Source organism: Promicromonospora kroppenstedtii, assembly GCF_044389675.1.
Classification (GTDB): Bacteria; Actinomycetota; Actinomycetes; order Actinomycetales; family Cellulomonadaceae; genus Promicromonospora; species Promicromonospora kroppenstedtii.
The window spans coordinates 787,976-800,905 of record NZ_JBIRYI010000001.1; the positions used below are offsets into that span (position 1 = coordinate 787,976).

General features: G+C 71.8%; 15 protein-coding genes. 11 read left to right on the plus strand and 4 right to left on the minus strand.

Annotated elements, in window-relative coordinates:
* Positions 1-82 precede the first annotated feature (82 nt).
* The 3 genes from ACH47X_RS03420 (at position 83) to ACH47X_RS03430 (ending at position 2,520) form a co-directional block, all read left to right on the plus strand.
* Entirely contained in the window at positions 83-718 is a 636-nt protein-coding gene (locus tag ACH47X_RS03420) for a PLP-dependent transferase (protein ID WP_449582148.1), read from the plus strand.
* Positions 719-766: 48 nt separating this feature from the next.
* Positions 767-1,303, plus strand: coding sequence for an RDD family protein (locus tag ACH47X_RS03425; RefSeq protein WP_397401383.1), 537 nt, complete (start codon positions 767-769; stop codon positions 1,301-1,303).
* Positions 1,304-1,476: 173 nt separating this feature from the next.
* The gene (locus ACH47X_RS03430; protein WP_397401385.1) at positions 1,477-2,520 is read left to right on the plus strand and encodes a nitroreductase family protein; all 1,044 of its coding nucleotides are present in this window, start codon (positions 1,477-1,479) and stop codon (positions 2,518-2,520) included.
* Positions 2,521-2,571: 51 nt separating this feature from the next.
* Here the strand turns inward: ACH47X_RS03430 and ACH47X_RS03435 are convergent, their stop codons facing one another.
* The 4 genes from ACH47X_RS03435 to ACH47X_RS03450 all read right to left on the minus strand — a co-directional run bounded on the left by ACH47X_RS03435 (position 2,572) and on the right by ACH47X_RS03450 (position 6,573).
* Positions 2,572-3,135, minus strand: coding sequence for a flavin reductase family protein (locus tag ACH47X_RS03435; RefSeq protein WP_397401387.1), 564 nt, complete (start codon positions 3,133-3,135; stop codon positions 2,572-2,574).
* A gap of 215 nt (positions 3,136-3,350) precedes the next feature.
* A complete protein-coding gene (locus ACH47X_RS03440; RefSeq protein WP_397401389.1) occupies positions 3,351-4,313 on the minus strand; it encodes a glycosyl hydrolase family 18 protein in 963 nt (320 codons plus the stop codon).
* Between the two features lie 273 nt (positions 4,314-4,586).
* Complete coding sequence (locus ACH47X_RS03445; RefSeq protein WP_142033927.1) at positions 4,587-6,035, minus strand: catalase; 1,449 nt, start codon at positions 6,033-6,035, stop codon at positions 4,587-4,589.
* Positions 6,036-6,108: 73 nt separating this feature from the next.
* Entirely contained in the window at positions 6,109-6,573 is a 465-nt protein-coding gene (locus ACH47X_RS03450) for a Fur family transcriptional regulator (protein WP_397401391.1), read from the minus strand.
* 289 nt (positions 6,574-6,862) lie between these two features.
* On the opposite strand from ACH47X_RS03450, the gene infC reads away from it, so the two are divergent.
* The 8 genes from infC to pheS all read left to right on the plus strand — a co-directional run bounded on the left by infC (position 6,863) and on the right by pheS (position 12,930).
* Positions 6,863-7,885 (plus strand): translation initiation factor IF-3, encoded by a 1,023-nt coding sequence (gene infC / locus ACH47X_RS03455; protein WP_397401514.1) that lies wholly within the window; start codon positions 6,863-6,865, stop codon positions 7,883-7,885.
* 102 nt (positions 7,886-7,987) lie between these two features.
* Positions 7,988-8,182: a 50S ribosomal protein L35 gene (rpmI, locus tag ACH47X_RS03460; protein ID WP_020016628.1), complete on the plus strand. Its 195-nt coding sequence runs from the start codon at positions 7,988-7,990 to the stop codon at positions 8,180-8,182.
* 68 nt (positions 8,183-8,250) lie between these two features.
* Entirely contained in the window at positions 8,251-8,634 is a 384-nt protein-coding gene (rplT, locus tag ACH47X_RS03465; RefSeq protein WP_020016627.1) for a 50S ribosomal protein L20, read from the plus strand.
* Between the two features lie 62 nt (positions 8,635-8,696).
* Positions 8,697-9,533, plus strand: a complete 837-nt coding sequence (locus ACH47X_RS03470) for a TrmH family RNA methyltransferase (RefSeq protein WP_397401394.1) — start codon at positions 8,697-8,699, stop codon at positions 9,531-9,533.
* 44 nt (positions 9,534-9,577) lie between these two features.
* Complete coding sequence (locus ACH47X_RS03475; protein WP_397401396.1) at positions 9,578-10,123, plus strand: VanZ family protein; 546 nt, start codon at positions 9,578-9,580, stop codon at positions 10,121-10,123.
* 59 nt (positions 10,124-10,182) lie between these two features.
* The gene (locus tag ACH47X_RS03480; RefSeq protein WP_397401398.1) at positions 10,183-10,632 is read left to right on the plus strand and encodes a hypothetical protein; all 450 of its coding nucleotides are present in this window, start codon (positions 10,183-10,185) and stop codon (positions 10,630-10,632) included.
* A 44-nt stretch (positions 10,633-10,676) separates the two neighbouring features.
* Positions 10,677-11,273 (plus strand): RNA 2',3'-cyclic phosphodiesterase, encoded by a 597-nt coding sequence (gene thpR, locus ACH47X_RS03485; RefSeq protein WP_397401400.1) that lies wholly within the window; start codon positions 10,677-10,679, stop codon positions 11,271-11,273.
* Between the two features lie 589 nt (positions 11,274-11,862).
* Positions 11,863-12,930, plus strand: a complete 1,068-nt coding sequence (gene pheS, locus ACH47X_RS03490; RefSeq protein ID WP_397401403.1) for a phenylalanine--tRNA ligase subunit alpha — start codon at positions 11,863-11,865, stop codon at positions 12,928-12,930.

The following is a 12,930-nucleotide window of genomic DNA, read 5'->3' on the forward strand; positions in this document are numbered from 1 at the left end:
AGCCGGCAGGTGCACGCGCGCAGCGCAGGCCGGGACGACGCCGGGCGTGCCACCGGCGCCCGGCACCGCGCCGTCGGCCCGCGTGGTCCCGCGGGCCACGCCCGTCTACCTCACCGCGGGGTTCGAGTTCGAGGAGTGGGAGCAGGCCGCCGGGCACTTCGGCGCGGGCGAGGCGTTCGCCTACACCCGCACCGGCAACCCGACCACGGCCGCCGTCGAGCAGCGGATCGCCGCCCTGGAGGGTGGCGCCGACGCGCTGTTCCTGGCCAGCGGGCAGGCGGCGAACCCGGACGACGCGACGCTGCTGCGCATCGCCGAGCAGCGGTCGAGCGACCTGGAGACCGACCTGACGGCGCTCGACCTCGACAAGCCGCTGCCCACGGGCCTGTTCGGCGACCACGTCTCGCAGGGGTCGATCAAGCGGCTCGTCGGCGAGCACGACCTGGCCACCACACCGCTGCGCGTGTTGCTCGGCGGGCTCGCCCGGCTGGGCCGCATCGCCGACCACTCCGGCTGGGTGGGTACGGCCGGCGAGCTGGCCGACCTCATCGAGGAGCTGGGGGAGTGGGGCAACGACGGCGTGCTGCTGTGGGGCGACCTGCACCCCGTCACCGTGCACGGCACGCTCGACGAGCTGGTCCCGATCCTGCGGCGGCGCGGCATCCTGCGCACCGAGTGGGCCGACGGCGGCCTGCGGGCCAACCTGCGGGCGTTCTGAGCCGTGCCGCCGCATCTCTGACAGGTGGGGCGCGGTAGCGTCGGCGCCGTGAACTCCGAAGCCTGGCGGCGCATCGCGGCGTGGCTCGTCGACTGGCTCTGCTTCCTGGCGTGGCTCGTGGTGCTCGCCGCGATCGGTATCCCGCTGTACCTCGCCGGTGTGACGACGGGGTGGTCCGCGGCGACCACCAACGTGGTCTCCGCCCTGCTGACAGCTGTGCCGCTGACGACCTTCCTTGCCGTCCTCGAGTCGGGCCCGCGGCAGGCGACGATCGGCAAGCGCGCGCTGGGACTCCAGGTGGTGGGCGCCCGGGACGGCGGTCGGCTCACATTCGCCCGGGCGCTGCTCCGGAATGCGCTCAAGGTCGCGCTGCCCTGGACGATCGGGCACGCCGCGGCGATCGGCCTCGTCGGGTCGACGACGGTCGAGCCGGGGCTGATCGTCCTCACCGCGGCGGCCTATGTGCTGCCGATCGCCTGGGTCGTCACCCTGTTCGCGGGCGCGGGGCGCACGCCGTACGACCGCGCCGGGGGAGCCACGGTCGTCCGAGCCCGGGATACCGCTGGACGGGAAAAAATCCGATGAGTCGGTCGATCTGACAAAAAGTCCACATAGTGGGCAGGTTGCGCCCGCGACCCTGTGAGCAGGCGGGACAGCCGCACTCGACGAGTGACCGGCATGTGAGACGCCGAACTGGGGCATTGACGAAGGGCCCCTGACATGAGTGTCTGGCCTTCCGTCCACCCCACGGAGCACTCATGACAGCCATCGACGCCTTTCTGGTCACCACCCCGACCGAGACCGCTCCCGTACCGCCGGCCCGCGTGCCGGCCCGGATCACCCGAGCACCCCGGGCCCACCAGCCCGAACCCACGCACCACCACACGCCCGAGTCAGTGCGCGACGAGGCGCACGACTCGATGTCACCCGAGCAGGCCGGCCGGCTCGCGGCGGCACGCGCCCAGGTGGCCGCCCGCTACGGCGTGACCGCCCGGCGGGCCGACACCGTCGCGCCCCAGGTCGCCGCTGCCGTCGCCGCGGCGTCCGACCTCCCGCGGTCCGTGCTGGACGTCCAGCTCGGGCACCGCTCGGTCCGGCGGTTCCTGCCCGGGCCCCTGCCACCCTTGGTGCTGCCCACCCTGGTGGCGGCCGCCCAGTCCGCACCCACGGCCTCCGACCTGCAGCTCTGGAGCGTCGTGGCCGTCACCGACCAGGCACGCCTGGCTCGCGTCGCCGACCTGTCCGGCGGACAGGAGTGCGTGCGCGACGCTCCTCTCCTCCTGGTCTGGGTCGCCGACGTCGCCCGCGTGCGCGCCCTCGCCGAGCGGCGCGACACGGCCGTGCACGCCACCGGATACCTGGAGACCACGGTCACCGCGTTCGTCGATGCGGCGCTCGCGGCCCAGAACGCCGCCGTCGCCGCCGAGTCGCTGGGCCTGGGCACCGTCTACCTCGATGGTGTCCGGGACCGGCCCGAGGCGCTCGGGGCCGAGCTCCGGCTGCCCCGGGGCACCGCGCCCGTCGTGGGCCTGCTCGTCGGCCGGCCCGACCCTGCCCGCGCCGGCCGGGTGACCCCGCGCCTGCCGCAGGCCGTCGTCCTGCACCACGAGACCTACGACACGGCGCGGCAGCTGCGGCCGCTGGCCGCCTACGAGCGGCGCATGGCCGAGTTCTACCGCGCCGAGGGGCTCGACGGCGGCTGGGTCGGTCGCGTGCTGACCCGGCTACGCGGGCACGGTTCCCTGCGGGGGCGGGAGCGGCTGCGCTCGGCGCTGGCGGCGCTGGGGCTACCGTCCTGGTGACCTCTCGCCGTCCGTGAGGAGGGGCGGGGCCGCCCGGCGGTCCCGCCCCGGTCAGATCTCCGTGTCGTCGCCGATGCGGTGGTAGGCGCGGTTCTTGTAGACCAGCGGGGAGGCGGCTGGATCGCGCCTGCCCTCGGTCAGGCTGGATGCCAGGGCGCGCATCGAAACGAGGTAGCTGTCGCCGACCGGCGTGCGCTGCACGATCCGCGCGCGGAACCAGGACACGGCGCCGTCGATGATCGGCTCGCCGGTGGGCAGGGGCGACCACCCGCCGTCGGCGAAGCGATCGATGCCGCTGGTGGCGAAGCGGGCGGAGATGTGGTCCTGGTGGTCGGCGAGGAAGCTGACCGCGAGGGTGCCGGCCTCGGAGATCGCGGGCCAGGACGAGGACGTCGAGGCCAGGGAGAAGGCCAGCAGCGGGGGCGCCGCCGACACCGAGATCACCGAGGTGGCGGTGAAGCCGACGGGCCGGTCCTCGTGCAGCAGGGCGACGACGGCGACACCGGCGGGGTGGTGGCGGAAGACGGCCTTGAACTCGTCGGGGCCGAGCTGGGGTTCGTCCTGCTGGGCCAAGAGCTCCTCGAGGGCGGACAGGTCGACGTTCTCGGCGGTCATCGCGCGACCTCCGCTCCGGCAACGACCGGGACGACCACGACGGTGGGTCCGGGCGCGGTCGTGGTCGTGGTCGGTGACGTCATGGATGGGCTCCTCGCAACGGGTTCAACTGTCTGGTCGCGCCGAAGGCACGCGAGCCAGGTCCCGCCACGAAGAACTAGCAGAGCCCGCGACTGATTCCCTCGTACGTGGCCGCCCGCAGGAGCCGCGACGTCTTACCGACCGCCCACCACGTCCCGCACGTGCGAGAACCAGGACGCCCGGCCACCGCCGTCGTACCCCACGGAGTTGAAGTACTCCCAGCCGAAGACGCCGCCGAAGTCCGGGTGCGCCGCGACCAGGGAGCCGACCGTGGCGTCGAAGGTGGGCCAGTCGACGTACCCGCTGCAGTTGCCGGGGTTGGTGACCGTTCCGGCCACCACGCGGTCCGGCGTGAAGCCGTTGGCCAGGATCTGGTCGTAGACCGTCGTGGTGCGCAGGTCGCCCCAGCCGCAGTAGAACTGTGTGTTGTACCAGTCGATGCGGTCGCCGGCCTGACGCTCCAGCTCGGCGTAGGAGAAGCCGCCGGAGAAGCTCGTCCGGCCGGCCATGTCGGTCGCCACGGGGGTCAGGGTCACGATGAAGTCCGGGCCGAAGTCGGCGCGCAGTGCGTCGATCAGGTGCACCGTGTCCGCCAGCGAGAACGTCTCCTCGATGTCGAGGTCCACGCCGTCCAGGCCGTAGGTGCGCAGGAAGTCGCGGAGCACCGGGTAGAACCGGTCGAAGTCCTCGCGCAGGTAGCGATAGGTGCCTGGTGCTGCCCCGCCGAGGAAGGCGCTGACCGTGACGCCCTGGTCCTGCATCGTGGCCAGGTCGTCCCACATGACGCCGAGCTCCGCGTGATCGGCCGGGATGTCGTTGACCGTCAGGGACGCGTCGGCGTTCAGGTGGATCGCTCCGACGTTGACGTCGGTGACCGAGCCGAGCAGCGGCTTGGGGTCGACGTACCGGCGCACGCCGTCCGAACCGGTCTCGTAGATCGTCTGGTAGAAGGCCAGTACCCGGTGGTCGGCGGCGGTCGGGGTCTGCGCCTGGTCCGGGGCGGGGTCCGGCGCGGAGGCGGCGGGGCCGGCAGCCGCGGTCAGGGCCAGCAGGCCGGCCGCGAGGGCGGCGCCGATTCGGGCGAGCGAGCGGGACATGGTCGGCTCCCTTGTTCTCGGTGCGATGGGCATCTCGGACGGCGCCGGAGCGCTGTGGAGCACCTCGGGACGCTATCCGCCGCCGGTGCCGCCCGACAAGGACCCGCCGTCATCCCGGTGGAAATCCCTCATGCCGCGGGCCGAGCCACGTTCAGCAGGCGACAGGCGGTTGCGACCAGCCCGGTTCCGGTCGCCTCCGGCCTGCTGAACTTCGCTCAACGGCCGAGGCCGGGCTCCCCGACGGGAGCCCGGCCTCGGCTGCTTGCTGCTGGCTCAGGCCGCGACGGCCGCGCGCAGCTTGGCGCCCAGCTCGGCGTCGACGTTGGTCCAGTACTGGAAGAAGCGCTCGCGGATCTCGTCGATCGTGATCGACTGGCCCTGGCCGGTCAGGGTCTCCAGCAGACGGGCCTTGGCGCCGTCGTCGTAGACCTCGCGGTAGAGCGTGCCCGGCTGGACGAAGTCGCCGTCCTCGCTGTGCAGCGTGGCCGCGGTGCGCACCAGCTCGCCGTCCTGCGCCCAGGAGCCGTCGTGCCCGCGGGCCGGGTCGGCGACGGGGCCACCGAACGAGTTCGGCGCGTAGTTGGGCGTGCCCACCTCGTTGAAGTGGTGGCGCTGCGAGCCGTCCTGCGAGTAGTTGTGCACCGGCGCGGCGTGCGGCTGGTTCACCGGCACCGACTGGTAGTTGGTGCCCACGCGGTAGCGCTGCGCGTCCGGGTAGGAGAACACGCGGGCCATCAGCATCTTGTCGGGCGAGATGTCCGTGCCCGGGACCTGGTTGGCCGGGGACAGGGCGATCTGCTCGATCTCCGCGAAGTGGTTCTTCGGGTTTCGGTTCAGCGTGAAGTGGCCGAAGTGGATCAGCGGGTAGTCCGCGTGCGGCCAGACCTTGGTCAGGTCGAACGGGTTGAACCGGTAGGTCTTCGCGTCGTCGTACGGCATGACCTGGACCTTGATGTCCCAGACCGGGTTGTCGCCGCGTTCGATCGCCTCGTACAGGTCGCGACGGTAGTAGTCGGCGTCCGCACCGGCGATCTTCTCGCCCTCCTCACCGCTCAGGAACTTGACGCCCTGGCGGGAGTGGAAGTGGTACTTGACCCAGAACTTCTCGCCCGCGGCGTTGGTCCACAGGTAGGTGTGCGAGCCGTAGCCGTTCAGCTCGCGCCACGACGCCGGCAGGCCGCGGTCGCCCATGAGGTAGGTGACCTGGTGGGCCGACTCCGGCGACAGGGTCCAGAAGTCCCACTGCATGTCGGCGTCGCGCAGGCCCGACCAGGGGAGGCGCTTCTGCGAGTGGATGAAGTCCGGGAACTTGATCGCGTCGCGGATGAAGAAGACGGGCGTGTTGTTGCCGACGATGTCGAGGTTGCCCTCGGTCGTGTAGAAGCGGAGCGCGAAACCGCGCACGTCACGCCAGGTGTCGGGGGAGCCCATCTCGCCGGCCACCGACGAGAAGCGCAGCGCGACCTCGCCCTTGGCGCCCGGCTGGAAGGCCGCCGCACGCGTGTACTGCGACACGTCACCGGTGATCTCCCACTCGCCGAAGGCGCCACCGCCCTTGGCGTGCACGATCCGCTCCGGGATGCGCTCGCGGTTGAACTGCGCGAGCTTCTCGACCAGGTAGCGGTCGTGGAGGACCGTGGCGCCGTCGGCGCCCACGGTCAGCGAGTGCGCGTCACTGGCGACCGGGGTGCCGGTCTGCGTGGTGGTGTAGGGAGTAGTCATTCAGACGTGCCTTCCTCTGCTGCTGCTTGCGGGGGTTCTTGCGGGGTTCCAGCGGTGCTGGAAGGTCTTGCGGTCAGGGCTGCACGCTGGGATCGGCGCCGGAGCCCTGGCCGCGGCAGCCGGGGCACAGCCCCCAGTACGTCACCTCGGCGGTCTCGACCACGAAGCCGTGGTCGTCGCTCGGGGTGAGGCAGGGCGCGTGGCCCACGGAGCAGTCCACGTCGCCGATGGCGCCGCAGCGGCGGCAGACGATGTGGTGGTGGTTGTCGCCGGTGCGGCGCTCGAAACGCGCGGGGTGGCCGGCGGGCTCGATGCGGCGCAGGAGCCCGGCGTCGGTCAGCGCGTGCAGGACGTCGTAGACCGCCTGCACGGACACCGTGCCGAGCTCGGCGCGGACCGAGCTCAGGACGGCGTCGGCCGTGGCGTGCTGGTTCTCGCCCACGGCGTGCAATGCCGCCACGCGGGCGGCGGTCACGCGCAGGCCGGCGCCGCGGAGGAGGTCCTCGGGCGTCGCGGCGGCTGGGGCGGTCGACGTCATGCACCCGAGCCTAGGCCCTAAACTGGAATCATTCCAGTTGAGTGGAGCAACAGATTTCGCCCGGTGGAATGTGAGGCGGCCCACCTCGCACCGGCCCGCCTGGCACGTGGACTCCTCCTGCTGGTACCGTGTAGGCACGACCGACCCGGTGTGAGCCGGGTGCGCAAAGTGGATTCCATCCCACCCGAGTCACGACAGCGCATCGCAAGATGCCGACAGAGTCCGGGTCCTTGGTCGGGTACGAAGGTCCGGCGGTGCTGTTGCCGGGCCAGCGTGTCCTTTCCTCGTGATGGCCTCCACCTGTGTTCAGGGCGGGGGCCATTTCCCGTTCCTGGTGGTCGATCAACGACTTCCAAGGAGCATCACCATCACCGAGCCTCGCATCAACGACCGGATCCGTGTCCCCGAGGTCCGTCTCATCGGTCCTGGCGGGGAGCAGGTCGGCGTGGTTGCCACGGCGGTCGCCCTGAAGCTCGCCCAGGACGCTGACCTCGACCTCGTCGAGGTCGCGCCGGACGCCCGCCCGCCTGTCACCAAGCTCATGGACTTCGGCAAGTTCAAGTACGAGTCCGACATGAAGGCGCGGGAAGCCCGGCGCAACCAGGCGAACACGGTCCTCAAGGAGATCCGGTTCCGCCTCAAGATCGACCCGCACGACTACGAGACCAAGAAGGGCCACGTCGTCCGCTTCCTCTCGGCCGGCGACAAGGTCAAGGTCATGATCATGTTCCGTGGCCGCGAGCAGTCGCGCCCCGAGATGGGTCGTCGTCTGCTGGAGCGCCTGGCCGAGGACGTCGCCGAGCTCGGTTTCGTCGAGTCCATGCCCAAGCAGGACGGCCGCAACATGACCATGGTCCTCGGGCCGGTCAAGAAGAAGGCTGACGCCAAGGTCGAGCAGCGCAAGCGCGCTACGGAGATCAACGCCGGCCGGATGACCAAGTCGGAGGCCAAGGCACAGGCCCGTGCGGCCGAGTCGCCCGAGAGCGACGAGGTCGCCGAGGACCAGGTCACCGAAGCCGTTGAGGCCCCCGTCGAGGAGCCGGCCGCAGTCGTCGCGCCGGAGCCCGTCGAGGAGCCCGCGGTCGAGGAGCCGGTCGTCGAGGAGGCCGTCGTCGAGCCGGAGCCCGAGCCTGAGCCCGAGCCGGTCGCGGAGGCACCCGCCCCGGCGGAGGCGCCGAAGCCCGCGGCCAAGGCTGCCTCGAAGCCGGCAGTGAAGCCTGCCGCCAAGGCAGCTCCGAAGCCGGCCCCGGCCCCCAAGCCGGTGCCGAAGCCCGTGGCCCCCAAGCCGCGTGCGCCACGCAACGCCGGCTGAGGCCAGGTCCACAAGACCACCACGACACCGGGCCGGCTTACCGGCCCAGGTAAACGTCGCCGTTCCAGCAGCGGTCGACCGACATGAGGAGAGACGGCAGTCATGCCGAAGAACAAGACGCACTCCGGCTCCAAGAAGCGGTTCCGGGTCACGGGTAGCGGCAAGGTCATGCGCGAGCAGACCAACGCCCGCCACTACCTCGAGCACAAGTCCAGCCGTCGCACGCGCCGTCTGGCCGTGGACCAGGTCGTTGCACCGGCCGACGTCAAGAAGATCAAGAAGCTGCTCGGTAAGTGACCCCCGTGGCGCGCGCCTGACGTGCGCCGCCAGGAACCCTTCCAGCCCGAAGTAACAAGGAGTCTCACGTGGCACGCGTGAAGCGGGCAGTAAATGCCCAGAAGAAGCGCCGTACGACCCTCGAGCGCGCCGCCGGTTACCGCGGCCAGCGCTCGCGCCTCTACCGGAAGGCGAAGGAGCAGGTCACCCATTCGCTCGTCTACGCCTACCGTGACCGGAAGGTGCGCAAGGGCGACTTCCGCAAGCTGTGGATCCAGCGCATCAACGCTGCGTCCCGCGCGCAGGGTCTGACCTACAACCGCCTCATCCAGGGCCTCAAGGCCGCTGGTGTCGAGGTCGACCGCCGCATGCTCGCCGAGCTCGCGGTCAACGACGTGGCGGCGTTCAACGCCCTCGTCCAGGTCGCCAAGGATGCGCTGCCGGCGGACGTCAACGCCCCGGCCGCTGCCTGAGGTTGAGCATCTCACCGGACGCCCGGACAGTGTCCTCCTCGGAGGCCTCCGCGCCGCTTGACGTGACGCTCGCGAATCCGCGAGCCGACCGGGTCAAGCAGGTGCGGGCACTGGCCGGGCGTTCGGCGCGCTCCCGGCACGGCCAGTTCCTGGTCGAGGGGCCGCAGAGCGTCCGGGAGGCGGTGCGGCACGCCGCGTCGTCGGTCCGGGACGTCTATCTGACGCCCGCGGCGGCGGCGCGCTACACCGAGATCGTCGACGACGCCCGCGCCGCCGGGCTGTACCTGCACGTCGGCGCGCCCGAGGTGCTGGAATCGATGAGCCCTGACGCCCAGGGCGTGCTCGCCGTCGTGCGTTCCAGCGCGCCCTCGCTCGCCGAGGCCCTCGCCGCGCGTGCTCCTGAGCGGGCCGGGCGGCCGCTGCTCGTGGCGGTGCTCGCCACCGTCCGCGACCCCGGGAACGCCGGGACGGTCATCCGCGCCGCGGACGCCGCCGGAGCCGACCTCGTGGTGCTCGCCGGAGAGAGTGTCGACGTGCACAACCCCAAGGTGGTGCGCTCGACCGCCGGATCCCTCTTCCACCTGCCCGTCGTCACGGGGCTCCCGCTGGACGCCGCCCTGACGGAACTGCGCGACACGGGCTGTCAGGTCCTGGCCGCCGACGGCACGGGGCCGCTCGACCTGGACGAGCTGCTCGACGACGCCGGGAGCGGTACCACCCCGGACCTCGCCGGGCCGACCGCCTGGGTGTTCGGCAACGAGGCCTGGGGTCTGCCCAAGGCCGACCGGGACCTGGCCGACGCCGTGGTGCGCGTGCCGATCCGAGGCCGGGCCGAGTCGCTCAACCTGGCGACGGCCGCGACGGTCTGCCTGTACGCGAGCAGCAGGGCGCAGCGCTGAGGCTGCCGGACGCCGCCTCCGACGTGTGGGGTGCGTGGGGCCACGTGCTCCGCCCCGCTGTGCTGGGCCTGCTGGTCGCCGTCCTGGCGATCCGCCTGCTCGCGCGGGTGCGGCGCCTGCGCGGCGTACCGCATGCGCTCGCGTGGCGGTACTCCGTCGCCGAGGTCGGCATGGTGGTCGGGACGGCGCCGTGGCTGTGGATGATCCTCACGCCGCGTCCCGGCGCGGGCGGCCTGTCGCTCGTCCCGTTCCAGGACCTCGCGGCCCAGCTCTCGGGCCCGGCCTCGGTGGCCGTCGTCCAGGTGGGCGGCAACCTGCTCGCGCTCGCCGCGCTCGGCTTCTTCCTTCCGGTGCGGTTCCCGCTCGCGGCCGGACCAGAACCACGCACCGCGGCGGTGCTGGTCCGGGTCGCCGGTGTGCTCGTCGCAGTGTCCGTGACCGTCGAGTTGCTCCAGCACGTGCTCCGCCTCGGGCGCGTCACCTCCGTGGACGACGTGCTGGTGAACGCGGCCGGCGGCCTGCTGGCGGCGCTGTGCTCCCGCAGATGGTGGGCCGCGCGCTCGCCGCGCGGGAGCCGGGCGAGCGGGTGACAAATGCTGCTGCTGTGTCGCCCCGATGGACGGTCCCCTACGGTGATCGTATGAGGTACATGCCTGATCTGAACCGCATCAGTGAGGCCCTGACCGAGGCATTCGGTGTTCGGCAGGTGTACGGCGAGCCGATCGAGCGCGAGGGGACCCTCGTGATCCCGGCCGCCCGGGTGGCGACCGGGGGTGGCTCCGGGGGCGGAGGCGGCACCGAGCCGGGCGGCCACCACGCCCGGGCCGGTGAGGCCGAGGGCGAAGCCGGGCCCGGCGGTGACGCCGGGACCGATCCCGGGTCGGACAGCGAGTCGGGCACTCTCGCCGAGGGCGGCGGTGGCGGGTTCGGCTTCGGCCGGCGCGCCGAGCCCGCGGGCGCGCTCGTCGTCGACGACCAGGGTGTGCGCTGGGTGCCGGCGGTCGACGTGAACCGGATCGTGCTCGGGGGCCAGATCGCGTTCGTGCTCGCGGCCGCCGCGGTCGCGTGGGCGCTCACGCGCCGTCGCCGTCGCCCGTGAGAAATGGCTCCCCGGAGCGCGGGGCGCGCCCCTAGGATCGTCGGGTGCGGTTGTTCACGGCGGTCATCCCGCCCCAGAGCGTCCTTGACCATCTCGGGCTTGCCATCGACGGCGTGCCGGCATCTCCGCGGTGGGTACCCCGGGAGAGCCTGCACATCACGCTCGCGTTCTACGCCGACCTCCCGGAAGGAACGGTGCCGGAGCTGCGCGACGATCTGTCCGACGTCGCGCGCAAGCACGGGCCGATCGATCTGCGTCTGCGGGGCGCGGGCTCGTTCGGCGCCCGCGTCCTGTGGATCGGCGTCGACGGCGGCACGGCCGCGCTGAAGGACCTGGCGACCGACTGCCTCGCGGCCTCGCCCCGCGAGGTGCCCGACGACGTGAAGCCGCACCGGGCGCACGTGACCGTCGCCCGTGCGCGGGCCGGCCAGGTGAAGCCGCCGCGCGGACGGGACCGCTGGGGCAAGCGTGCGGGGTCCGAGCCACGGTCGGCCCTGGAACCTGCCGCCCAAGCGCTCTCCGTGTACGCCGGTCCGGACTGGACCGCGGACTCGTTCGCTCTCCTGGAGTCCCATCCGGGGGAGGGGCCGCAGGGCGGTCCGCGCTACGAGATCGTCGAGACCTGGTCGCTCGAGGGTTGAGCGCGCGGGTACTGACCTGCCCGGGGCCGTCGAGCCCCGCCTCCGTGGCCGGGACCAGGGCCGCCCCGGCCACGGAGACATGACTGCCCGAAGCGCTGGTGTGCAGTGCGGCGGGCGCCCCAGGGAAGAGGCTGGTGAACCAGCCGACGCGCCTCGCTCACTCCCACCAGATTCGAACATGTGTTTTACATTAACGCATCGCTTCGTGATATGCCACCGCATGTCGCCAACCAGGGTTGGCCGTTCCTAATCAAGCCCAAAGCCGTAAAAAGGGCAGCGTTCACTCGGCGGATGGTGCGAGGCTACGCCCGCCTACCGACAGCCGGAAAAAGTGTGCCAAGCGGAATCGTGCCGCCCCGCATTCACGTTGCCCGGGCTCGCCGACGCATGGAATGATGACGGCATGCAGCCACTCACCCGCCGATTTATGCGGCCCGCCACGGGCCGCGCGGCGAGCGCTGCGCGCGGGCACTGAGCTGCCCTGTGGACAACGCGTCCTGAGCCCTGGCGGGCACCTAGACTTCACATGCCGGTACGGGTCCCCGAGCAGGGGAGCGGGCCGGCTCCCGAATCCGCCAGGAAGGCAAGCATGTCCACGCCCGAAGAGAAGGCACCCATCGATCCGCTCGACGAGGCGGCACTCGACGCCGCGGTCAAGTCCGCTCTCGACGACATCGCCAAGGCCGGCGACCTCGACGCGCTGAAGGCCGTCCGCACGCAGCACACGGGGGACCGCAGCGCCCTGGCCCTCGCCAACCGCGGGATCGGCGCGCTGCCGGGACCCGACAAGGCGAAGGCCGGCAAGCTCGTCGGCCCGCGCCGCGGCCGGATCAACCAGGCGATCGCCGCCCGCCAGTCGGAGCTCGAGGCCGACCGTGACGCGCGCGTGCTGTTGGAGGAGACGGTCGACGTGACCCTCCCCGTGCAGCGCACGACGACCGGCGCGCGGCACCCGATCGAACTGGTCCAGGAGCGCATCGCCGACTTCTTCGTCGGCCTCGGCTGGGAGATCGCCGACGGGCCCGAGGTCGAGGCCGAGTGGTTCAACTTCGACGCCCTGAACTTCGGCCCGGACCACCCGGCCCGCCAGATGCAGGACACCTTCTACGTCGCGGGCCAGGGCGGCACCGACTCGAACCTCGTGCTGCGCACCCACACCTCCCCGGTCCAGGCGCGCTCCCTGCTCGAGCGTGGTGTGCCGCTCTACATCGCGTGCCCCGGCCGGACGTTCCGCACGGACGCGCTGGACCAGACCCACACGCCGGTGTTCCACCAGGTCGAGGGCCTCGCCGTCGACAAGGGCCTGACCATGGCCAACCTGGTGGGCACGCTGGACGCCTTCGCGCGGGCCATGTTCGGCCCGGAGGCCAGGACACGCCTGCGCCCGGCGTTCTTCCCGTTCACCGAGCCGTCGGCCGAGATGGACCTGTGGTTCCCGCAGAAGAAGGGCGGGGCCGGCTGGATCGAGTGGGGCGGCTGCGGCATGATCAACCCGAACGTGCTGCGCGCCGCGGGCGTGGACCCGGACGAGTACACGGGCTTCGCTTTCGGCATGGGCATCGAGCGCACGCTCATGCTGCGCCACTCGATCGCGGACATGCACGACATCGTGGAGGGCGACGTGCGCTTCTCCACCCAGTTCGGGACGGAGATCTGA